Raw genomic sequence first — 22,691 nt, 5'->3', positions numbered from 1 at the left:
CGAGGCTCTGCCTCGCGCTCCGAGGTATTTAAAAAAAGATGAAAGGGGCCGATGCGACTGCCGCGGCCCCTTTGACTGAGTTCGATGCCGGTTGCGATCCTCGGGTTTGAGGCGCTTGGACCGGGATTAGAGAAATTTACCCATCGCGCGTCCGGTATCAATCATGCGGTTGGAGAAGCCCCACTCGTTGTCGTACCAGCTGACCACACGGACCAGACCTTCGGAGGTGACGGCCGTTTGCGGGGCCGCGAAGATCGACGAGCGTTTATCGTGATTGAAGTCAATCGAGACCAGCGGCTCCTCTTCGTAGCCGAGAATACCCTTGAGCGGGCCCTCTGATGCGGCCGCTTTGATGGCAGCGTTGATGCCCTCGACCGTCGCAGGATTTGTCGGCACGAAGGTCAGATCCACCACGGATACATTCGGGGTCGGCACGCGAATGGCGGAGCCTTCCAGGCGGCCCTTGAGATGCGGCAAAACGAGCGAGATGGCCCGGGCGGCACCGGTCGAGGTCGGGATCATTGACAGGGCGGCAGCGCGCGCACGGTAGAGGTCCTTGTGGGTGGTGTCATGCGTCGGCTGGTCGCCAGTATAGGCGTGGATCGTCGTCATGTAACCGGTTTTGATGCCGAAGGCATCGTCCAGCACCTTGGCGACCGGTGCCAGGCAGTTGGTCGTGCAGGAGGCGTTTGAAACGATCACATCCTGCGCCGACAATTCGCGGTCGTTGACGCCGAAGACCACTGTGCGGTCGACCTCGGTGCCGGGGGCGGAAATCAGAACGCGCTTCGAGCCGTTCTTGAGCAGCAGGGCTGCCTTGTCACGAGATGTGAACAGGCCGGTGCACTCATAGGCGACATCGACATCGGACCAGGGCAGTTCTTCGGGATTGCGGATGGCGGTCAGGCGAATTTCGTGACGCCCGACTTTCATCGTGTCGCCTTCAACCACAACATCCGCGTCCAGGCGGCCATGGACACTGTCGTATTTCAGCAGGTGGACCTGGGTGGCAGGTGGGGCGAGGTCGTTGATTGCCACGACTTCGACGTCCTGCGTGTCGTTTTCGAGAAGGGCACGCAGCACGTTCCGGCCTATCCGGCCAAATCCGTTGATCGCAATTTTCAAGGTCATCTGAACTATAACTCCGGTTCGGTTTTCCGGGCGCGGCACCCTAGTGATGCCGCTATCACTCTTGCTCATCGTTATCGCTAACGACGCTATCGATCAAGCCCTCTCTCGTGGCAGATCGGGACGGAAACGCGGCGCGTCAGGCTACCGGAAGTTGTAGCGCGGTTCCGGCCCGGGTCACTGTGTGTGCCAATAAAATGGACATTCTGCCGGACGATGCTGCAACTTTGGTCGCTGAAGGTTTACGAGAGGGGCGGGCTGGCCCTAAGTTGGACGCGATGGCCCCATGTGATCGAAGCATTTGAGCACAAAGCGGAAATCATCAACTGGAAACCGGGGGAGTACAGCAAAATGGCATCAGGCAGCGCGTCATTCGGGGCCCGCCTGTCGCGGCTTTTGAGCGATATTTATCCAGATCTTGATAGTGAAATCCTCGGCTCCAAGGTGGTTGAGGCCTTTTGGCCGGATGAGAGCCATCGGCGCAAACGGCCGCGCAGGCCTGGAAACGGGCTCTGGTCGGAAGCGGACGCCTTGTTGATCACCTATGGCAATTCGATTGTGGACGGGGCTCATAAGCCGCTGGACTTGTTATATGATTTTCTGCTTCGTCACATGAAGGGTGTGGTTGACGGCGTGCATATCCTGCCGTTTTTCCCATATACCTCGGACGACGGATTTGCAGTGACCGACTACCGCAAGGTGAATCCGGAACTGGGGGACTGGGCAGATATCCGCCGTATCGGGGCTGCGTTTCACCTGATGTCGGACATGGTGCTGAACCATGTTTCTTCGCAGAGCCCCTGGTTCAATGCCTATCGGCAAGGGCAGGCGCCTTTTGATCGGTTCTTTTACGAAGCCAGTCCGGAGGATGATCTGTCGGCCGTCGTGCGCCCGCGCACGACGCCGCTCCTGCAGGAAGTGGACACCGCAAATGGGGTGAAGAACGTCTGGTGCACCTTCAGCCACGACCAGGTGGATCTGAACTTTGAAAACCCCGAGGTCCTGCTGGAGATCCTGCGGATCATTCGGATCCATATCGATCAAGGCGTGCGGATCATTCGGCTGGATGCGGTGGCGTTTATCTGGAAACAGGTCGGCACCAACTCTATCCACCTGCCCGAGACCCACGCGATTGTGCAACTGCTGCGCCTTCTTGCGGATTATGCGACCGAAACGGTGGTGCTGCTGACCGAGACCAATGTGCCACGGGCGGAGAATCTGAGCTATTTCGGCAACCGCAATGAGGCGCATGTCGTCTATAACTTCCCGCTGCCGCCACTGGTCCTGCATGCGATGCTGGCGGGCTCTGCGACCTATCTGCGGAAATGGGCCAGAGCGATGCCGCCGGCGCCGCTGGGCTGTGCCTATCTCAACTTCACCGCCAGCCACGATGGTATCGGGATGCGCCCGGCCGAAGGTGTTCTGCCGCAGGACGAAGTGGACCGGATGATCACGACCATTCGTGAGAGCGGCGGGCTTGTGTCGATGCGGTCGCTTCCGGATGGCGGCGAGGCCCCCTACGAGGTGAACTGCACCCTCTTTGACGCGATGACGCGCACGTTCGCCGGTGAAGATGATCTGAAGGTCGCGCGGTTCATTTGCTCGCAGACCATCCCGATGAGCCTCGAGGGCATTCCGGCCTTCTATATCCACGCCATGCTGGCGACCCCCAACGATCACGAAGCGGTGGCGCGGCGCGGGATGAACCGTGCGATCAACCGCCACCGCTGGGACTATCCTGAGTTGACAGAGCGGTTGGCCGATCCCGAAACCGAGCAGGCGCGGGTGCTGACGGCGCTGTCTGACCGGCTGCGTATTCGTGCGCGACAGCCGGCATTCCATCCCAACGCAACGCAATTCACATTGCAGCTTGAGGACCGTGTCTATGCCCTCTGGCGGCAATCTCTGGATCGGGCCCAGTCGATTTTTGCACTTCACAATGTTAGCGCGGATGAGGTCATTTTGCCCCCGGCTGCGTTGAACCTGATCGAAGGGGAGGAGTGGTACGACTTGCTGACCGGTGAAGTCTTTGAGGGAGAAACTATCATTCCTCTGACGCCGTACCAGTGCCGCTGGATTACCAACCGGCGGGGAGGCTGAAGGGGCCGGTCTCCCCGCAGGTCAGGTCAGGCGGGGCCGGGTCAGTCTGGGGCATAGTCCGCATCATCGGCAATTGCCGCGGCCTTCAGGTCGCCGAGAAAGCTCGGATTCGCGGAATGGATCCGGTTCCAGTTCGGGATGAAAGGGCTCTCGTGTGGATTGTCGAGAAAGATCTGCCCGGCCGTCATGATGTTGTTGGCGAACATCTCCACCATTTTCTCTTCGCCGTGGCGGTCCATCTTCAGCCCGTTCATGGTCGCGTCATGGGAGTAGGATTCCAACAGATCGAGCGCGGAGCGGTAATATGTCGCCTTGAGCGTGCGAAAGATGTTGGGGGTGAAGACTGTGCCGTCGGCCGCCAGTTTGCGGAATACCGCCTTGCAGATGTCCGTCGACATGCGGTTCAAACCGGCGGTCGCGTCCTCCGGGCTGAGGGTCTGATGCTTGTGGTCATAGTTGTCTGCGATTTCCACCTGACACACTGCCTTGCGCCCGAGATTGCGCCAAGCCTCTGACAACACCCCGATTTCCAGCCCCCAGTCGGATGGGATACGCAGATCAGCCAGCAAGGAGGTGCGCAGCGCCATTTCGCCCGAGAGCGGATAGCGGAAGCTGCGCAGGTAGTCGATATAGTCCCGGTCTCCGATGGTCCGCTTGAGCGCGATGAGAAGCGGGGACACCAACAGACGCGACACGCGCCCATTCAGTTTGCCGCCCCCGACACGGGCATAGAACCCCTTCGACAGCTGGTAGGAGAATGCGGGATGGGCCACCGGGTAGACGAGGCGCGCCAGCATGTCCTTTGAATATGTGGTGATGTCACAGTCGTGAATGGCCACCACGGAGCTTTCGGCGTTGGCGAGCAGATAGCCGATGCAGGACCAGACGTTTTTGCCCTTGCCCGGTTCGGGTGGCGCCAGCCCCTGTTCTCCCAATTCGGCGCCAAGCGCCTGCATGCGGGGGCTGTCATTCCACAGGACCCGGTGATTTTGAGGCAGCACCGAGAAGAATTTCCGGGCGTGCCTGAATTCGGCTTCGGTTGCGCGATCCAGACCGATGACGATGTCATGGAGGTAGGGAGCCTTGGCCAGCTCGCTCAGGATATGGCCGAGCGCGGGCCCTTCCAGTTCGGAGTATAGACAGGGCAGGATCAACGAGATCTTGCGGGTCTGGGCGAAGGTCGTGAGTTCGTATTCCAGTTCTTCCACCGGGCGACAGCGCAGATCGTGAAATTGGGCGATATTGCCGTTCTGGTGAAAATCAGCCATTCGAGGCGGTTCCTTTCTGAATTTGGTCCCATTCGCAGAGTATCTCAAGCATTGCGGTGCACCAGCCGGTCGGACCGGGCTGGTCTGTCCGCAGAACCTGAAGCTCATTGGGCAGGGGCGGCAGGCTGGGACTGTGATCATTGCGGATAATCACGCCCCGATCTGCGGCGGCGATCATTTCGGTGTCATTGGGGGCATCCCCGAGTGCAACCGTAAAGCACGGCGCGTATTTTTCGCGGAGGAGCAGCATCTGATCTGCTTTGGTTGCGCCAAAGGACAGCGTCAGATACCTGCCTCCGTGTCGGGCAGAGATACCGCGCCGGGCAAGCGCCGCAAGAAACGCGGACTGCTGACGGGCATCGCCTTCCCACAGGCCCGGCTCGCTGAACTGACGTGCCTTGGCGCGTTTCGCGGCGGCCATGTCAAGGCCGGTCTGTCGGCTCACCTCCGCGACGCTCATATCGCCAAACCCCCGAAAGGGCGCGTCCAGACTTTGCAGAACCTGCCGTATGGCACGGTATTCCGCATCTTGCGACCCGACAGCAACAGCAGTGATAGAGGCCGCTCCGTTCTCGACGATCATCGGCGTATCACCGAGGTCAAGTTCTTGATGGAGCGATAAAATTTCTGCGGCGGTTTTCGAACTCGCCAGAACCAAAAGCCCTCCTCGGGCTTTGATCTGTTCGATGGCTGGGACGGCAGGCGCGTAGGAATAGGTCTCATGATCCAACAGAGTGCCGTCGAGGTCACTGAATATGAGAAGCCGGCGCATGAAATGCCTCTTTGCAGGACGAGCGATAGTCTGAGCTTAGGTCGTGGCGTGGCAGAGGCAAACGCAGGAGGTCCGCGTTTTATCATTTACTGCTTATTTTCTGGATGCCCTGCGCAAAAAATGTGCATTTCGTCATGGGGGGCACGTCGACGAATACGAAGGCCCCGGAGGCGCAGAAAGCAAATGAATGCGTAGGTTTGCGCAAGGAGGCTATAGTCCCAGTTGCGCATTGCTGGGCGCATTGGGGTATCTTTTGAAGCCAGCAACACGATGAGAAGCTCCCATAGCGAAACTGCAACGTCGGCGCACTGCCTGCCCCCCAGCCGAACCGAGAGGCTTTGGCTGGCTTGAAAATCAAAGGCATAAAAGTTCGGCGCGCGGTCGTCTGCTCAGCACGATGTCGATCTTCACGCAACGCCAGGGCAAAAGCCGCCACGCGCTCGTATGAGGCGTCATCGCCAAGCTCCACAAGATCAGCATGCATTTGCTGCATTGCGCGTCGAAATACTAGGCCGGGTCCCCCGCGTCAGGGTGCGGTTCTGTCCTCGGCTGGTTCCAGATCGCTATCCGAGATACTTTGAAACTCGCCCAAATACTCTGCCTAGTTTGCCGCGAGCCGGGTGACGACGTTTTGGTTGTTGATCAGCCTGCGAAGGGAACCGCGCGCGACAGTCAGGTGCAGCATGTCGAGACCAAATGTATCTTTCAAACACTTTGAGCTGTGATTGCAGGCTTGCGAGTTCATGTTCCATTCTTGCCATTTCCCCCAGCGAAACCGCTCGATTTCTTATCGGAGTGGCTTGCTTACTTGGCCTGACACGCTGGCTATCAGGCGTCGCGGCCAGCAGGGCTTTCGCGAAACTGCTCGAAAAGTTGTTCTGACCGATCATCAGGTATGCAGCCTCAACTTGGCGGAGTGGCGCCATCTTCCTGAGAATACCAAAACTTGCCATTGGCGTGCCAACGGACAGTCGCCCGCCTGTAGCCGATCCGCAGCCTCAGGGCAGATCCCATCCAGCAAACGGGACCCGGCGCAGGATGGATTTCGCGTCCAGTCCCAATATATCAGCAATGCCTGAACGTCTTCACCTTCAGTTTTTGCTATTTCTGCGGTCGAGGTCACCGGGATCACGCCCATTTCAACCGCAGTAACCAGCTTTTCTTCATCCTTTTCCAGGAGCGATACAATGCGGTGCCCCCAACTGGGCGTGCAGCCGATTTTGGTGGCAACACTGTTTTCGGAGTGTCCGCGCGATCGTAGATTGGTGACTTCAGCCATCAATTCAATCGGTCGATGCTGACGCCGCGCGATGTTTTCGACGAGGCGCATCACGTAACATTCGTCTTGCCGAGCGTCGATTGTGACGGCCGGGATCGTCGATTGGCCAAGCCTTCTGGATGCATCCAGGCGCGCCTCACCGCAAACCAGATCATAGGCGTCCGGATCACCTGGACGGCGCCGAACTGTGATAGGGCGCTTGAGGCCGAGGAGGACAAAAAATAGTCCAGTGGCTGCCGGATTCCGAGATCCATGCGGAGCACAACGGAGAGGTCGGGAAGGAGGCCAGTGTCGAACCTGACTTGCCATCGCAAGGAACCGGACTGCGTCTGGGTGCAGCGCGCGACGACAATTGAAAGTGTGAGTTCCTCGTTGATGCTCAGAAGGCCGGAGGTTTCGTTTCACAACGCGACCCCCATTGGCGTGAATTCCGTTCTGAACGTCCTGGGCAACGCCGGGATACATTTCACGGAGCCTGCGATTGATTTCGATGTACGGATAGTCCCGTCGAGGATGGTCGCCGACGAGGGTGTATGCCCGCAAATGGCTGCCAAATCGGGAGGAATAGGCGCTGCTAGAAGGGAGTTCCACGGCTTCATTGAGAATAGGCCCGACACCGCGCCCTGTTCATTGAGGCGATCCTGTAGCTTGTCGAGCATTTCTCTGTCAGAAAGGTTGGCATGCCGAGTGACGATGATGTTGGCCGCAGCTGTAAATTTTTCAGGATCAATGAGTGCTGGGAAGCCGTTTGGTGCCCGAAGCCAGTTGTCAGGAGCGTTGCGAACGCGTCGCTTCTGAACCTTGAACGAGGTTCGGTTCCAGACGTTCGTGCCGATATACTTCTCATCGATCAGGAGCCTTCTGAGACCGTAGCCAGCAGGCCCGCCTTGCCGACACCCCTTTTCGATCAGTCGGCATTGGCCTGCAAAGACTTTTCCTGATAATTCTCGGCCATATTCACCGGCCATATTCACCGGCGATAGCGCGCTTGACGCATTTGACGATAGTGGCAACCGTACCCCCGTCGTTGTCGAATTGCTCTGCGCATTAGTAGACCTCAATCCCTGCGCGGCGGCACGTGTACTCATAATAGGCACTCTCATCGGCGTTCTGAAACCGGCCCCAACGGCTCAGGTCGTATACGAGGATAGCATCGAAACCGGCCTGTCCTGAGTTGACCAGCTCGATCAGCGATTGCAACGCCTCATGCCCTTCGCTGCGCAGGCCACTCTTTCCTTGATCCGCAAATGTTCTGACGACCTCCATGCTGTGGCGTGCAGCGTATGCTCTGATCGCTTCAGCCTGGTTTTCGGTGAAATAGCGCTGGTGGTCTGTCGACATGCGCGCATATTCGGCAGCGCGGACAGAGCCAACAGGCGGCTTTTCAGATTCCGAACTTCTGGAACTGGCCATCATTTAAACAATCCATATTTTCCAACTGCCTGAAGTGTTCGGGCCGCGATAGGCAAAGGTGCTGAGAGAATGAACTTCAAGTTGTGTTTGGAAAAATCCTGCTGAGACAGTACCACAGAAGCCGGTCTTTTCTGCGCGACGATTTCATGACATGGCGGCCAAGGCGAGCAGCTGAAATCACAGATGTCCGCAGATCTGTCAGGGTTCAGCTGTTTGGAATAGGCGCGCTGTGGGAAAGGCACGCTGTGGGAAAGGCATGCTGTGACTGACAGCAGGGGGCAAAAACAGCATATGACTGCGCAAGGGGTGTCAACGGAGAAACCTATCGCCTGGCGCCTCTGGGCCGATCTCCGGCCGTCGGCGTTTGCGGCCCCGAAAACGTGGCGCGTCGGCGGCGTGTGTCGATCCAGGTCCGGTGGTTGGCGCTCCGCGGAACACGGAGTATGACTGAGGAACCACACAGAAAAGGAACGAAACATGTCCGACTATGTCATTGCTCCGCCGCCGCAAGCCGTTCTTGAGGTGCATGGGTCTCAGGCGCTGTTTCCGGTTCGCAGGGTCTATTGCATCGGGCGCAACTACGCCGCTCATGCGGTGGAGATGGGCCATGATCCTGACCGCGAGCCCCCGTTCTTTTTTCAGAAGAACCCGGACTGTCTGGATGGGTCTGGCCACTTTCCCTATCCGGTGATGAGCGAGGACGTGCATCACGAGGCGGAGCTGCTGGTGGCATTGGGCATCGGCGGACGCGACATCGCCGAGACCACGGCGCTGGAGCACGTCTGGGGATATGGATTGGCACTGGACATGACCCGTCGGGATTTGCAGGGCGCCGCCAAGAAAATGGGCCGTCCCTGGGAAATCGGAAAATCCTTTGAACACGCCGCCCCGGTGGGGCCGCTCTATCCGGTGGTGGAGGTTGGTCATCCGAGCGAAGGTGCCCTTCGGCTCAAGGTCAACGGTGAGATCCGCCAGGACGGGGATCTCAATCAGATGATCTGGAAGGTTCCGGCGATGATCGCACATCTGTCGCGCTACTATACACTGGCGGCTGGGGATGTGATCCTGACCGGAACACCGTCGGGAGTGGGACCGGTCGTGCGGGGCGACCGGCTGGAGCTGACCTGCGCCCCCTTTGCGCCCCTGCGGGTGGAGGTGACCTGACCGGATATGGCGGGTCAGCTGCGTCGCGCCAGCCCTTCGCGGGCAGGCAGAGAGAGACGTAGGGGGAGAGGTACGGGGAGAGGCATCGCGAAGGGCAAAACTCGATTGGAACAGAAAGAGGAACAGGGCGTTCACATAGCGGGCGCGCCAGATATCGAGCATCGGCCACGCGAGCGACTGGACCGAGCCGGAGCATCAAGCGATTTTTCACGGGTCTGATCGTGTTCAGGACCGAAACCGAAGGCAGGAAGACGGCATATGACATCGAAACTCGGGGCGGCCCGGCTCGGACCCATACTGTATTATCGCGGTCTGGAGGGGGCGGATTTGCGGCTCTCTGCCATGGTCCTGCTTCCGCTCGGGGAGACGCCGGGCATCTTGCGGGCCGCCGGTGCCGAACACGAGGCCGTCTGCCTGCGCGAGATCGGCGCGAATGCCATCTGGCGTTTCGACTTTGCCCTGCCGCAGGGGGGGGCGGAATACAGCCTTGGTAGCGAAACTTACCCGGTGCAGACAGATGTCACGGGCGATCTGCGGATCGCATTTGCCTCCTGCAACGGCGAGGAGGAAGGGGATCTGGACCGCGATCAGTCCGAACGCAATCTCATGTGGGCGGATATGTGCCGCGAACACAAGCGTGCGCCTTTCGCGCTTTTGTTGCAGGGCGGCGATCAGATCTATGCGGATGAAGCCACGTTGGGCCATCCCCTCAGCGATGCGTGGCCGGAACGGGTTGTGCGGCCGAAAAATGCCGAAGAGCTGGAAAGCCTCGCTGACCATCTGCGGCTGCGCTTTGCGGACCACTATGTGCAGGCCATGTTCGGCGAGGCCCCGGCCTGGATCATGGCGCGGGTGCCGACGCTGGCGATATGGGACGACCATGACATTTGCGACGGCTGGGGCTCTCTCTATGAAAGCCGGACCCATTCCGAGGTGGGGCAATGCCTGTTCCGCATCGCACGGGAAATGTATCTGTTGTTTCAACACGCCGCGACAGAGGCCGATATTCCCGAGCTGTTTCTCGATGCGACCGGCACATCGCTGTCCTGGGAACGGGCGCTGCCTGGGGTGAAGCTCCTCGCACCGGATCTGCGGTCCGAACGGCAGCGCCGCCGGGTCATGGGGGCCTATGGCTGGTCCGCAACCGAGGCGATGACGCCGGGAGACGCGCATACTTTTGTGATTTCCAGCGTCCCCCTTCTGGGGCCGCGGCTCTCTCTGGTGGAACGCTTCATGCTGATGATCCCCACCATCCAGAAATACGAGGACGACCTGCGGGACCAGTGGCAGAGCCGGGCGCATCGCGACGAATGGACACGTATGTTGAAACAGGCGTTGAAGTGGCGCGAGCACGCGCCGGTCACCGTCCTGTCCGGTGAAATCCATCTGGCGACGCGGGCCGAGATGGGGGCGGGCGATACGCGTATGCATCAATTGGTCGCCTCTGGAATTGCGCATCGGGCCCCGGCACAAAGCTATGCACGTGGCCTTGGCGCGCTGGCCGGGCTGGGGGATGCGCCGGTTCCCGGCTATCCGATCCGGATCCATCCCTTGCCGGGGCAGAAACATCGCTATGCGGCGGAGCGCAACTATCTGGAGCTCAGCCGCAAGGACGACATCTGGCGCGCTATCTGGCATCTGGAAGACAGCGGCGCGACGCCGCCGTTGCCGCTCGATGGGGCGGGCTGACGTCTTCATCTTTGTGAAAGTTGTCTGAATAAAGGGTTGCTGTTCTTGATCCCGGAAAGACCGTGTTAACGTCTGCAGGGGCAAGGTCAACTTCCGCAGGACGTCAATCTGGCGTCTCGAGGGGACGGTTGCGCCATTGCCGGATTCTTGATCGAACGTATCAGATTGCATCGGGCAGCGCGGCACAAGGAGAACAGGATCTGCATGGGACGTTTTCGCTCGGGCTCGGGTTTGGCGCCGCGAGGCCACCGGCCTCGGTGGACTCTATCGGCCTGTGCGGTGTTGATGCTGGTTGCATTTCATTCCGCCGGAGAAGCGAGGCTCTGGCCGGGTCCCGAAATAGACGCGCCGGGCGTCACGCCGGAAAGAGACGGACGCCGCGACCGGCTGCATCCCTCCCTCGACCTCCGCAGGCTGGTCAGCACCAGAGCCTGGCGCTGCCAGGCCACCTGCGATGAAACGGGCCACATTCGCCAAGGCTGCCTGATGCTGGAGGATCCTCGGCTGAGCGGGCTGGCGCACCGGCTGGATCACCTGTCCCTGAAACATCGGTCGCAGGCGCGCTCCGGAACCAAGTCGCTCAGTGATCTTGGATTGACCGGCCCCGAAAGCCGACCGACCTGCTGATCGGGCCGCTGATCCGGAAGATTGGCGCCGGGTCGAACGTCTTCCAGAGCAAGGGATCAGAGCACGGGCAGGAGAGCGCGGGGAGAAGGGCGCGGCAGGTAGAGCGGGCCGCCTCCCGACGAGGACAGGAGAGCGGGCGGCCCGCGTGGCGGACAGCCCGGATCAACCGTGATGTGAGGGGGAGGCGCTAGCCGGGCGTGTGATACTGGCGCAGCGCTGCCCGTGTGCCTGCGCTCCAGATCAGGCGCAGCCATGCTGCGAAGGCCTCGGCAAACCGGGGGTCATCAGCGAGCGGGCCATAGAGACCCTTCTGTGCGAGCCATGCGGCCGGATCCTGCCGGGCAGCCTGTGCCGCCGCAGTCAGCCCATCCCAATTCGGATCATTCGGTGCAATTGTGCTGCCGTCTTCGCGGGTTCCGGCACACATACGTGCCCAGAGAGCCTCAACCAGGGCGATGCCTTCGACAGGCCCTTCAGCGGCCAGCGCGTCGCGCAATATGGGCAGGATGAACCCAGTGTGACGGGACGAGCCATCAAAGGCCACGCGCCGGGTGGTGTCGCGGATTGCCGGGTTGGAGAACCGGCTGGCGATCAGGGTCACATATTCAGGTGGTGTGATCTCCGGCACCGCTGCCACATAGGGGGCGATTTCTTCGGCTTGTACACGGTGGAACAATCCGGCGATATCCGGGTCGGTCATACACTCTGCAATTGTGGTGCAGGACAGAAGCTCACCCGCATTGGCGATAACCTGATGGCCCGCGTTCAGGATGCGGATCTTCATCGTTTCGTAGTCATGCACGGCGTCGGTGAAGGTGGCGCCCACGCGGTCCCAGTCGGGACGACCGGCGCAGAAGTCGTCTTCGATGACCCATTGCCGGTAGGGTTCATGTGTCACCGGAGCCTGATCGGAGACACCGAGCTGTTCGGCGCTGGCAATTTCAGCAGCGCCGGTGGCCGGTACGATACAATCGACCATGGAATTGGGAAAACTGACCTTTGCCTCGATCCACGCGGCGAGTTCGGCATCGATGGCACGGGCCAGCCCGAGAATGGTCTGGCGGGTGATCGCGCCATTGCCCTGCAGGTTGTCACAGCTCTGCACGGTGAAGGGGCCGGTGCCGGCCTTGCGCCGAAGATCCAGCGCGGCGACGATCGCGCCAAAGGCGGTGCGCGGGCTTTCGGGGTTGTCGATGTCGTGACGTATGTCGGCATGTGCCGCGTCAAAGCCTGCGTTGACCGGATCCTGATAATAGCCGCCTTCGGTGACGGTCAGGGCGACAATGCGGATTTCGGGACGGGCCATGGCTGCGGTCAGGGCTCCGTTGCCCTCTTCGATCGGCAGGTAATCAATCATGGAGCCGACCACTTCGGCACTGGTGGAATTTGGCGAGAGTTCGATCAGCGTCGTCATACAGTCCTGCGCGATCAGTCTTTCCCGCATGGCGGCATCATAGGGGCGCACGCCGGCGCCGAGGATCGCCCAATCCAGAGCCTCGCCTTGCTGCATCAAGCGGTGCAGATACCAGGATTGGTGGGCGCGGTGGAAATTTCCCAGCCCGATATGCACGATTCCGGGCGAAAGTGCCGCGCGGTCATAGGTCGGGCGCGCGATCGCGGCCGGAAGACGGTCCAGCGTGGCGTTTGTCAGCGGGGGAGGGGTAAGGGGCAGCGCAGTCATCAGTTCATCCAGTTTCCGCCGTCTACATTATAGGTCTGGGCCACCACGTAGTCGGCATCGTGGCTGGCGAGGAACACGGCCATGCCGGTCAGGTCCTGCGGAGTACCCATGCGTCCGTAGGGCACGGCGTCGCCGACCTCACGTTTCTTCTGGCCAGGGCTCTTGTGTTCATATCTGGCAAAAAAGGCATCGACGCCGTCCCAATGTTCGCCATCGACCACACCGGGCGCGATGGCATTGACGTTGATGCCATGGTTGATCAGGTTCAGCCCCGCCGATTGCGTCAGGCTGATGATCGCCGCCTTGGAGGCGCAATAGACCGCCACCAAAGATTCGCCGCGGCGCCCCGCCTGACTGGCCATATTGATGATCTTGCCACCGCCACCGCGGCCGATCATGTGTTTTGCAACCGCCTTCATGGTGAAAAGCGTGCCCGCCACGTTGATGTCGAACACGCGGTCGAAATCCTCGCGACTGATTTCAACGATTGGCGCCGCCGAGAAGATGGCCGCGTTGTTGACCAGAATATCGATCTGGCCCAGGGCCTCTACGGTGGTGGCAACGGCCGCATCGATGCTCTCTTGACGCGAAACATCCATTGCCACCGCGATTGCGGCGTCGCCGATCTCGGCTGCGGTGGCATGTGCGCGGGCGAAGTCGATGTCGGCAATGGCAACGCGCGCCCCCTCGCGGACGTAGCTTTCGGCAAAGGCTCTGCCGATCCCACGCGCCGCTCCGGTAATCAGGGCTGTCTTGCCGTCCAGCCTCATGCGGTGATCCTCAGCCCTTCGCTGTCAAAGCGGTGGATGACATCGGTCCGGGGTGTCAGATGCACCCGGTCGCCGTGGCGAAAGCCGACCTCGCCATCGGCGCGTACGGTGATGGTTTCCGCAAGGCCGGTGTCGTGGATGTGAAAGAACGTATCAGAACCAAGGTGTTCCGAGACGCCGACCACACCGCTCCAGGGGCCTTCGCTGTCGCTGATGGCGATATGTTCGGGGCGCACGCCAATGGTGTGCGCGTCGTATTTCGCCGCTTCCGGCCCCTCGATGAAATTCATCTTTGGCGACCCGATGAAGCCCGCCACAAAGATGTTTTGCGGTGCGTGATAGAGATCCAGCGGCGAGCCGACCTGTTCGATGTATCCGGCCCGCAGCACAACGATCTTGTCTGCCATTGTCATGGCCTCGACCTGATCGTGGGTCACGTAGACCATGGTGGTCTGCAGACGTTTGTGCAGTTCGGAAATCTCCAGCCGCATCCCTACGCGCAGGGCGGCATCCAGGTTGGAGAGCGGCTCGTCAAAGAGAAAGGCCGAGGGTTCCCGCACGATGGCGCGACCGATGGCGACCCGCTGACGCTGACCGCCGGAGAGCTGACCGGGGCGGCGTTCCAGATAGTCGGTCAGGTTGAGCGCCTTGGCTGCGGATTCAATCCGTCGGTCCTGCTCTTCCTGCGGCATCTTTGCCATCTTCATCGGAAAGGCGATGTTCTTCCTGACCGACATATGCGGATAGAGCGCGTAGGATTGGAACACCATGGCCAGGCCACGTTTGGCGGGCGGGGTCATGGTGGCATCCGCGCCATCGATGCGGATCTGCCCGGAGCTGACGTCCTCCAGCCCTGCGATCAGGCGCAGAAGGGTGGATTTCCCGCAGCCCGACGGGCCGACAAAGACTGTGAATTCGCCATCTTCAATCGTCAGATCCAAGGGCGGGATGACCTCTGCCGTGCCAAAGCGTTTGGTCACCTTGTCGAGTGTAATACGTCCCATAGTTGTCGTCCTTATTTCACAGCGCCAAAGGTCAGGCCGCGCACAAGTTGTTTCTGGCTGAACCAGCCAAGGATCAGGATCGGCGCGATGGCCATGGTCGAGGCTGCGCTGAGTTTTGCGTAAAAGAGCCCTTCGGGGCTGGAATAGCTGGCGATGAAGGCCGTCAGCGGCGCTGCATTGGCGGCGGTCAGGTTCAGCGTCCAGAAGGCCTCGTTCCAGGCAAGGATGATGTTCAACAGCAAGGTGGAGGCGATCCCCGGTACGGCCATCGGCGTCAGCACATAGAGGATTTCTTCCTTCAGCGTCGCGCCATCCATGCGGGCGGCCTCGAGGATCTCACCGGGGATTTCCTTGAAATAGGTGTAGAGCATCCAGATGATGATCGGCAGGTTGATCAGCATCAGAACCACGACCAGACCGATGCGGGTGTCCAGAAGACCGAGGCGGATGAAGACCAGATAGATCGGGTAAAGCACGCCCACCGCGGGCAGCATCTTGGTCGAGAGCATCCACAGCAGGATATCCTTGGTCCGTTTCGACGGTACAAAGGCCATCGACCAGGCCGCCGGAACCGCGATGATGATCCCGAGAATGGTAGAACCGCCGGCAATAATGATGGAGTTCCACAGAAACCGCATATAGTCGGATCGTTCCTGCACCACCGCGTAATTCTCCAGCGTCCAGTCAAAGAACAGGAACAGGGGCGGATCGTTGATTGCCTGTGCTTCGGTTTTGAACGAGGTCAGGATTGTCCACAGGATCGGGAAGAAGATCAGAAGACCAACGGCCCATGCAACTGCGGTATTGATCGCTTTGCGTTGTTGGGTAACAGAGCGTGCCATGTGTCAGGTCCCCTTTATGAGTCGAGGTTCTTGCCAACGATGCGCATCAGGAATGCAGCAACGATATTGGCGAGGATGATGGCATAGACACCGCCTGCGGAGCCGAGGCCGACATTCTGGCTCTCCAGCACGCGCTGAAAAATCAGGAAGGTCAGTGTTCTTGTGCCAAAGGCGCCTTGGGTGGTCACGTAGATCTCTGCAAAGATCGACAGCAGGAAGATCGTCTGGATCAGCACCACAACGGTGATGGCACGGCCAAGGTGCGGCAGAATGATATAGCCGAAACGGGCGAGCGGGCTGGCCCCGTCCATCTCCGATGCCTCAAGCTGTTCACTGTCGAGGGACTGGATCGCGGTCAGCAGGATCAGCGTCGCGAAGGGCAGCCATTGCCAGCTCACGATCATGATGATCGACTGGATGGAGGCCTCGGACAGCCAGGAGATCGGCTCGGCGCCGAAGAATTTCCACAGATGCGCAAAGAGCCCGTTCACCGGGTCCATGAACATGTTTTTCCACACCAGTGCGGATACGGTGGGCATCACGAAGAAGGGCGCGATGACGAGAATACGGACAATGCCCTGTCCCCACATTGGCTGGTCCAGCAGCAATGCCAGCAGGACACCCAGTGCAACCGTGATGGCGAGAACGCCGCCGACGATCACCAACGTGACCTGAACACTGGGCCAGAAAGCCGAGGAACTGACAAAGCGCACATAGTTGTCAAAGCCGACCCAACCGAGGTCGCCTCCGCGAAGGGGGAGGTATTTCTTGAACGAAAACAATACGGTCATCGTCAGCGGAACTAGCATCCAACCGAGAAGCAGGATAACGGCGGGGGCCATCATGATGCGCGCGGCTGAGCGGGAATGCTGGGTAGCCATGGGAGCCTCATCATTGGACGGGCGGGCCCGTCTCGGACATAGATGGGAAAAAAAGACCAGAGATCGCGAATGTTGCGGTCCCTGGTCCAGGAGGAGTGCGGTTTAGTAGCCTGCAGCTTCCATTTCTTCGGTGGTCAGCGCCTGGGCTTTTGCCAGTGCTTCTTCAGCGGTTTGCTGACCGGCCAATGCGGCGGAAAATTCCTGACCGACCTGAGACGCGATACCCGCGAATTCCGGAATGGCGACAAACTGAACCCCGACATAGGGAACCGCGTCAACTGTAGGGTTGAGCGGATCCGCCGAGAGGATCGATTTCAGTGTCATTTCCGAGAAAGGCACGGCCTTGTAGTTCGGGTTCTCATAGAGAGAGGACCGCGCGCCCGGAGGGACGTTGGCCCAGCCTTCGTTTTCCGCAACCAGTTCGATGTAATCTTTCGAGGTGGCCCATTGGATGAATTCCTTGGCGGCACCTTCTTTTTGGGTGCCCGCAGGAATGGCCAGCGCCCAAGCCCAGAGCCAGTTGCTGCGGCGGTCCAGGCCGGTGTCTGGGGCCAGAGCAAAATCGACCTTGTCGGCGACGCTGGAATCATCGGGGTTGGTCACGAAAGAGGCGGCCACTGTGGCGTCAATCCACATGCCACATTTGCCCTGCTGGAACAGCGACAGGTTTTCGTTGAAGCCGTTGTTGGAGGCACCCGGAGGGCCGGCATCGTTCAGCAGGTCGATGTAGAAGTTCAGGGTGGTTGCCCATTCCTTGCTGTCGAACTGCGCCGTCCAGTTTTCGTCGAACCAGCGCGCGCCAAAGGCGTTCGAGGTCGCGGTCAGGAAGGCCATGTTCTCGCCCCAGCCTGCTTTGCCGCGCAGACAGATGCCGTAGATTTCGTTGTCCTTGTCGGTCATCGCGCGGGCCGCGTTGGCGACGAATGCCCAGGTCGGTGCCTCGGGCATCTCAAGACCGGCCTTTTCCATCAGGTCGGTGCGATACATGATCATGGAGCTTTCGCCATAGAACGGCGCCGCAAAGAGCGTGTCGTCATAGCTCAGGCCACCACGCATCGCGGGAAGGATGTCGTCGACGTCATATTCTGCGGGCAGGTCGTTCAGCGGCACGAGCCAGCCATTCTTGCCCCAGATCGGCGTCTCGTACATGCCGATTGTCATGATGTCGAACTGGCCACCCTTGGTTGTGATGTCCGTGGTCACACGCTGACGCAGCACGTTTTCTTCGAGGGTGACCCACTCGACCTCGTGGCCGGTTTTTGCGGTGAAATCGTCGGTCAGCCCCTGCATGCGGATCATGTCGCCGTTGTTCACGGTCGCAATGGTGATCGTTTCTGCAAATGCCGAAGACGTCATGAGAAGCGACAGTGTCGCCGCCGCTCCGAAAGCGTTCTTCAAGTACATCCTAATCCTCCCTGATGTCTGGATGTTGTGAAGACACGGTAGAGGGATGCTTAACGTTTCGTCAACAAATAATTTACGCGCGTAAAATTTTGGCGCTGTGCCCGAATTCTCAAGGCCTTAGGCGGAGACCCGCTCGATCAGCTTGCCGGAAAACAGCGTTGTCACCCGGGATTTTGCGCGCTCGCCTGATTCGATGAGCGACAGAATCGCCTCCACGCTTTTGGTCGCGATGGCGGCATAGTCCTGTGCCACGGTGGTCAGAGGCGGACAGGTGAAGCGCGCATAGGGGTGGTCATCGTGGCCCGCAACCCGGAGCGCATAGCTGGGACCGCGCCCGACGCGAAGGCCGCATTCATAGGCCGCAGCCAGAAAGCCGATCGCCAGCCGGTCATTCGAGCACAGGACGGTATTTGTGTTCAGCTGACGGGTCCGAATTGCGTCCAGACCGCCTTCGTATCCGATTTTTTCAAACTCCCATGTATCGCCATCCACCTGAATAAGCTGCGGTGTGAGGCCAAGTTTTTCCATCGTCTCAATATAGGCATTGCGGCGTTTGTAGGCGTTTGGGTTTGTTGGGGTCCGCATCTCAAAAAACACCGGAGCCTCTCCGGTATTGCAGAGATATTTTACTATGGTACCAATGCTTTGCAGGTTGTCCAAGCCAAAGAAGGCCTCGCCAAGATCGCCGATCGAATTGTCAAAGAGCACGGTCGGGACTTCGGCGCAGAACCGTTCGGCGGCGGCAATATCCGAGTTGCGGCCCAGCGGGGCCATAAGCACTCCGGCCGGGCGGATCGACTGCAGGGAGTCGAGGTTTTCGATCTCCTGCTCCGAGTTGCCATGCGAGCTCAGCAAGATCGGACGAAAGCCACCTTCGATCACGAGATCCTCGATCACCCTTGCGATTTCGGCAAAAAACGGATCCGCTAGATAGGGGACCACGATGCCAATATTCTTGGTCAGGCGCCGGTTTTGGTTCATCGCATAGATGTTGGGCCGGTAGTCGTAGGTCTCCAGTGCGGCTTCGATCTTTTTCCGCGTCGACGCCCTGACGCTGTCTGGGTCGTTGAAATATTTCGACAGGGTCGGACGGGAAATGCCGCTGACGCTGGCGAGTTCCTCCATATTGCGGATCTTGGAGTTTTGCATGGCGATCCTTCTCTCATCCCTGCCGTTCTCATCCAGTGATTGACGGTTTTTCATGCATACTTTGGCCTGAAAGGTTTACGTGCGCAAATTTTTGTTCGTCACCGGTTGCAAGGTGATCTCTTTTTATGGCGCAGAGTGCAAGCTGCGCCATGTTCGCCGGCCATCGTCAGCCTCGGGCCGTAAAGCTTCGGGCCGTAAAATATGTCGAAGGGAGAATGCGGTAGGGCAAGCGAAACGGGTATGACGCTGCCGTCGAGCTGTGTGCATCTCTTTGGGCATCTCGGTGCGCCAACGGCATCAAACCTGCTCAGCCCAATTACCCGGCAGGGTGCTGGTTTCGCTATGTCTATCTGGCATGGTTTGGGAAGGGTGGTAGCGGAGGAGGGACTTGAACCCCCGACACGCGGATTATGATTCCGCTGCTCTAACCAACTGAGCTACTCCGCCGCTCGCTGTGTGGAGGCGATGTACGGAATGGCGTCCAAAGGGTCAAGGGTGAAATCGACGCAAGGCGCCGATTTCGGGATGTTTTTTCTGCCAGATCGATTTTATTGATCCTTCTCAGGAGGTTGTCACTGTCTTGTCTGTCGTGAAATCCATCACCGGCAAGGCCTCTGCGTGTTCAAGTTCGGTCAGGCTGGGCTGCGGTAGAGCATCCAGAAGTGCAAAGACCTTTTGCCGGCAGGATTCTCCGGTCCAGTCCGCAGGATGAAAGCGTTCCGGCAGGCGCGGGTGACGCAGGACGATGCGCCGCCAGCGATGCACGATCAGCGTCCTGAGACAGGCGCGCCGCAGCGGATCCAATGGGGGCGGGGGGGCAAGTGGCTGCAACGCGGCATCCAGTGCGGCACAGCCATGATGCAGCGCCCGCGGATAGAGAAGGTCGCGAAGCCAGTCCGGCACTTCGGTAACGCGGGCATCCAGCACCAGCATATCGGCCATGCTGTCCGGAGCCGGCCCCGGGGCCAGCCCGGTTTGGCGGTTGACGCGGATCAGGCTGTCCTGTGACTGATCTGCCAGCGCGTCCAGTAGCTCGAGGCCGGACGGGGTGCCTGCGATCAGAACGTGCCAGTCCAGTGTGGTGCAGGCCGTGCGGCAATAGATGCGCGGTGTGACCAAGGCCGATTGAGCGCGTCCATGGGGGGTGAGGAAATGCACCGAGCCGCGGCCGCGGCGTTCGCTTTCTGTCCAGCCGTCCTTGCGCAGACGGTGGAGGGCGACGCGGATGGCCTCTGGTTTGATGCCGAGCGGCGTGATCACCCGGGTCAGGGCTGCGCTGCTGATTCCGGCGCCTTCGCCCTGCGCCATATCGCCCAGAAACGAGATGATGACAGACCAGACCCGTTGGCCTTGCTGATCCGCAAGTGCCCCGATCGCGGCGGAAAACCACTCATGTGCCTCTGTTTCCATTGCGCCAGAATAGGCAGCCAGCCAGTCACGCGCCAGCCCCGATCCGACGCGAGTTGGCACTCAGGTCGCGACCATTGTCAGAAGGTCATATTCCGCCACTGGTTCGTCGGTCTGATTGGTCAGCGTCACATGCCAGCGGACTTCCCCGTAGGCGTCGGTGCGTCGGGTCTTTGCCTTGACGGTCAGGCGGACTTTGATGCTGTCGCCGGGGGTGACGGGCTTCATGAACCGCAGGGAATCGAGGCCGGTGTTGGCCAGCACGTGTCCTTCGTCGGGCTGAACGAACATCCCGGCCGCGAAGGACAGAAGAAGATATCCATGGGCAACACGGCCCGGAAAGAATGGATTTCGCGCCGCCGCCGCATCGTCCATATGGGCGTAGAACGTATCCCCCGTGAAGGTGGCGAACTGGTCGATGTCGTCGCTTGATATCAATCGGGCCGGACAGTGCAGGGTCTCTCCGATTGAGAGCTCTTCGAAGCGGCGGGTGAAGGGGTGGTCGGGGCCGGTTTCTTCGGTGCTGCCGGGAACCCAGGTGCCGGTGATGGCGCTCAGGATCTCGGGGCTTCCCTGCACGGCGGTGCGTTGCATGTAGTGTTTTACCGCCCGGATGCCGCCCAGCTCCTCGCCTCCGCCGGCCCGTCCGGGGCCACCGTGAACCAGATGGGGCAGGGGCGAGCCATGGCCGGTGGCTTCTGCCATTGATGTCGCGTTGTTGATATAGATCCGGCCATGAAACGCCGCGATATTGAGGGCCAGGTCGCGGGCGACGGATAGATCCGCAGTGATGACGGATGCAACGAGCGAGCCCTGACCCCGATTGGCCAGGTCTGCCGCATGGCGGAGGTCCCGGTATCCCATCACGGTGGAGACCGGGCCAAAGACCTCGGTGTGGTGAACGTGTTGGGCACCGTCAGGGTCGGTGCAATGATACAGCATCGGCGGCACAAAGGCGCCTGTATCCTTGTCGGCGCCGAGGGTTGGGAAAGTGTCCGGGTCGCCGAAGACCCGCGTGGCTTCCTGACCGATCAGCGCCGCCTTCTCCAGCACGTCGCGCCTTTGCGCGGCAGAGACCAGCGCCCCCATATGGAGGGCGCCTGTGTGGGGGGGCTCCAAGCGCGGGTCGCCTATGGTGATCTGCCCAAGGGCCGCGCGCAGGCCCGCGATCACCGCCTCCACCTGAGCGCAGGGGACCAATATGCGACGTATCGCGGTGCATTTCTGGCCCGCTTTCACCGTCATTTCACGCTGCACCTCCCGGAGGAACAGATCGAATTCCTCGGTTCCCGGCGCCACGTCCGGGCCGAGGATGGAGGCGTTCAGGCTGTCTTGTTCGGCGACGAAGCGGACGGCGTTTTCCAATAGGGCAGGCGTTTGCCGCAGTTTCAGCGCGGTGGTTGCGGAGCCGGTAAAGCTCACCATGTCCTGACAGGTTAGCCGGTCGAGCATGTCACCCAAGCCACCGCTGACCAGCTGCAGTGCGCCCTCTGGCAGCAATTCGCTGTCCAACAAGATCCGAACGGCGGCCTCACTCACATAGCAGGTCGCGGTTGCCGGCTTGATGATGGCCGGCACCCCTGCCAGCAAGGTCGGGGCCAGCTTTTCCAGCATGCCCCAGACCGGGAAGTTGAACGCATTGATATGAACGGCGACACCCGGCCTGGGAGTGCAGATATGCTGGCCGACAAATGTCCCCTTGCGCGAAAGCTGCTCGACCTCGCCGTCGACATATACATGCCCGTCGGGCAGTTCCCGGCGCCCCTTGGAGGCAAAGACAAGCGCGGTTCCAATGCCCCCGTCCACGTCGATCAGGTGGTCTGTTTGCGTGGCGCCGGTCTCAAAGCTCAGATCGTAGAGTGGCTGTTTGTGGGCGTCGAGATGGAGCGCCAGTGCCTTCAGCATCCGGGCGCGGTCGTGGAACGTCATGGCCCGCAGCGCAGGCCCGCCGACCGTGCGCGCATGATCCAGCATCGCCTGCGTGTCCAGCCGGCTGTGTCCCGCCCGCGCAATCACCTGACCGTTGAGGGCAGAGGCAATCTCGCGGGCGCCGTCATCGGGGCCGATCCACTGTCCGGCGACATAGCTTGCCACATCTCTCACGCCCATGCCT

Annotated in this window: 20 protein-coding genes and 1 tRNA gene; 4 read left to right on the top strand and 17 right to left on the bottom strand. The window is 60.2% G+C overall.

Annotated features, from left to right (window positions below; genetic code table 11):
• Positions 1-126 precede the first annotated feature (126 nt).
• Positions 127-1,131 (bottom strand): type I glyceraldehyde-3-phosphate dehydrogenase, encoded by a 1,005-nt coding sequence (gene gap / locus FGE21_RS07440; RefSeq protein WP_139662663.1) that lies wholly within the window; start codon positions 1,129-1,131, stop codon positions 127-129.
• A gap of 348 nt (positions 1,132-1,479) precedes the next feature.
• On the opposite strand from gap, the gene FGE21_RS07435 reads away from it, so the two are divergent.
• Positions 1,480-3,228, top strand: a complete 1,749-nt coding sequence (locus tag FGE21_RS07435; protein ID WP_139662662.1) for a sugar phosphorylase — start codon at positions 1,480-1,482, stop codon at positions 3,226-3,228.
• A gap of 41 nt (positions 3,229-3,269) precedes the next feature.
• Here the strand turns inward: FGE21_RS07435 and FGE21_RS07430 are convergent, their stop codons facing one another.
• From FGE21_RS07430 to FGE21_RS20330, 6 genes are all read right to left on the bottom strand, one after another.
• Positions 3,270-4,496 (bottom strand): glycosyl transferase, encoded by a 1,227-nt coding sequence (locus tag FGE21_RS07430; protein WP_139662661.1) that lies wholly within the window; start codon positions 4,494-4,496, stop codon positions 3,270-3,272.
• Positions 4,489-5,268: a mannosyl-3-phosphoglycerate phosphatase gene (locus FGE21_RS07425; RefSeq protein ID WP_139662660.1), complete on the bottom strand. Its 780-nt coding sequence runs from the start codon at positions 5,266-5,268 to the stop codon at positions 4,489-4,491. The genes FGE21_RS07430 and FGE21_RS07425 overlap by 8 nt, the downstream gene beginning before the upstream one ends.
• Before the next feature lie 563 nt (positions 5,269-5,831).
• Positions 5,832-6,194, bottom strand: a complete 363-nt coding sequence (locus FGE21_RS20610; protein WP_176695382.1) for a plasmid partitioning protein RepB C-terminal domain-containing protein — start codon at positions 6,192-6,194, stop codon at positions 5,832-5,834.
• Positions 6,158-6,856, bottom strand: a complete 699-nt coding sequence (locus FGE21_RS07415; protein WP_139662658.1) for a ParB/RepB/Spo0J family partition protein — start codon at positions 6,854-6,856, stop codon at positions 6,158-6,160. Before FGE21_RS07415 ends, FGE21_RS20610 begins: the two co-directional genes overlap by 37 nt.
• 92 nt (positions 6,857-6,948) lie before the next feature.
• Complete coding sequence (locus tag FGE21_RS20335) at positions 6,949-7,635, bottom strand: recombinase family protein (protein WP_255731416.1); 687 nt, start codon at positions 7,633-7,635, stop codon at positions 6,949-6,951.
• Positions 7,595-7,963 (bottom strand): recombinase family protein, encoded by a 369-nt coding sequence (locus FGE21_RS20330; protein WP_255731415.1) that lies wholly within the window; start codon positions 7,961-7,963, stop codon positions 7,595-7,597. The genes FGE21_RS20335 and FGE21_RS20330 overlap by 41 nt, the downstream gene beginning before the upstream one ends.
• Before the next feature lie 474 nt (positions 7,964-8,437).
• Between FGE21_RS20330 and FGE21_RS07405 the strand changes: the two genes are divergently transcribed.
• The 3 genes from FGE21_RS07405 to FGE21_RS20040 all read left to right on the top strand — a co-directional run bounded on the left by FGE21_RS07405 (position 8,438) and on the right by FGE21_RS20040 (position 11,440).
• On the top strand, positions 8,438-9,124 hold the full coding sequence (locus FGE21_RS07405; protein WP_139662657.1) for a fumarylacetoacetate hydrolase family protein: 687 nt from the start codon (positions 8,438-8,440) through the stop codon (positions 9,122-9,124).
• Between the two features lie 258 nt (positions 9,125-9,382).
• Entirely contained in the window at positions 9,383-10,813 is a 1,431-nt protein-coding gene (locus FGE21_RS07400; RefSeq protein WP_139662656.1) for an alkaline phosphatase D family protein, read from the top strand.
• Positions 10,814-11,098: 285 nt separating this feature from the next.
• Positions 11,099-11,440, top strand: a complete 342-nt coding sequence (locus tag FGE21_RS20040; RefSeq protein ID WP_176695381.1) for a hypothetical protein — start codon at positions 11,099-11,101, stop codon at positions 11,438-11,440.
• Between the two features lie 187 nt (positions 11,441-11,627).
• On the opposite strand, the gene FGE21_RS07390 is transcribed toward FGE21_RS20040, so the two are convergent.
• The 10 genes from FGE21_RS07390 to paaZ form a co-directional block, all read right to left on the bottom strand.
• Complete coding sequence (locus tag FGE21_RS07390) at positions 11,628-13,121, bottom strand: mannitol dehydrogenase family protein (RefSeq protein ID WP_139662655.1); 1,494 nt, start codon at positions 13,119-13,121, stop codon at positions 11,628-11,630.
• Complete coding sequence (locus tag FGE21_RS07385) at positions 13,121-13,891, bottom strand: L-iditol 2-dehydrogenase (RefSeq protein WP_139662654.1); 771 nt, start codon at positions 13,889-13,891, stop codon at positions 13,121-13,123. Before FGE21_RS07385 ends, FGE21_RS07390 begins: the two co-directional genes overlap by 1 nt.
• The gene (locus tag FGE21_RS07380) at positions 13,888-14,895 is read right to left on the bottom strand and encodes an ABC transporter ATP-binding protein (protein ID WP_139662653.1); all 1,008 of its coding nucleotides are present in this window, start codon (positions 14,893-14,895) and stop codon (positions 13,888-13,890) included. Before FGE21_RS07380 ends, FGE21_RS07385 begins: the two co-directional genes overlap by 4 nt.
• 11 nt (positions 14,896-14,906) lie before the next feature.
• Positions 14,907-15,737 carry a carbohydrate ABC transporter permease gene (locus tag FGE21_RS07375; RefSeq protein ID WP_139662652.1) on the bottom strand — a complete coding sequence of 277 codons (831 nt, stop codon included), beginning with the start codon at positions 15,735-15,737 and terminating at the stop codon, positions 14,907-14,909.
• Between the two features lie 14 nt (positions 15,738-15,751).
• Entirely contained in the window at positions 15,752-16,618 is an 867-nt protein-coding gene (locus FGE21_RS07370) for a carbohydrate ABC transporter permease (RefSeq protein WP_139662651.1), read from the bottom strand.
• Between the two features lie 102 nt (positions 16,619-16,720).
• Positions 16,721-18,022 (bottom strand): sugar ABC transporter substrate-binding protein, encoded by a 1,302-nt coding sequence (locus FGE21_RS07365; protein WP_139662650.1) that lies wholly within the window; start codon positions 18,020-18,022, stop codon positions 16,721-16,723.
• Positions 18,023-18,139: 117 nt separating this feature from the next.
• Complete coding sequence (locus FGE21_RS07360; RefSeq protein ID WP_139662649.1) at positions 18,140-19,171, bottom strand: LacI family DNA-binding transcriptional regulator; 1,032 nt, start codon at positions 19,169-19,171, stop codon at positions 18,140-18,142.
• Between the two features lie 370 nt (positions 19,172-19,541).
• Positions 19,542-19,618 (bottom strand) — tRNA-Met (locus FGE21_RS07355).
• Between the two features lie 114 nt (positions 19,619-19,732).
• Positions 19,733-20,641, bottom strand: a complete 909-nt coding sequence (locus tag FGE21_RS07350) for a PaaX family transcriptional regulator C-terminal domain-containing protein (RefSeq protein ID WP_370285530.1) — start codon at positions 20,639-20,641, stop codon at positions 19,733-19,735.
• Positions 20,642-22,687, bottom strand: a complete 2,046-nt coding sequence (gene paaZ / locus FGE21_RS07345; RefSeq protein ID WP_139662648.1) for a phenylacetic acid degradation bifunctional protein PaaZ — start codon at positions 22,685-22,687, stop codon at positions 20,642-20,644.
• Between the last annotated feature and the right edge of the window lie 4 nt (positions 22,688-22,691).

This window comes from Phaeobacter sp. B1627, from assembly GCF_006265095.1.
Taxonomy (GTDB): domain Bacteria; phylum Pseudomonadota; class Alphaproteobacteria; order Rhodobacterales; family Rhodobacteraceae; genus Epibacterium.
This window is presented reverse-complemented; position numbering and strand designations above follow the sequence as displayed.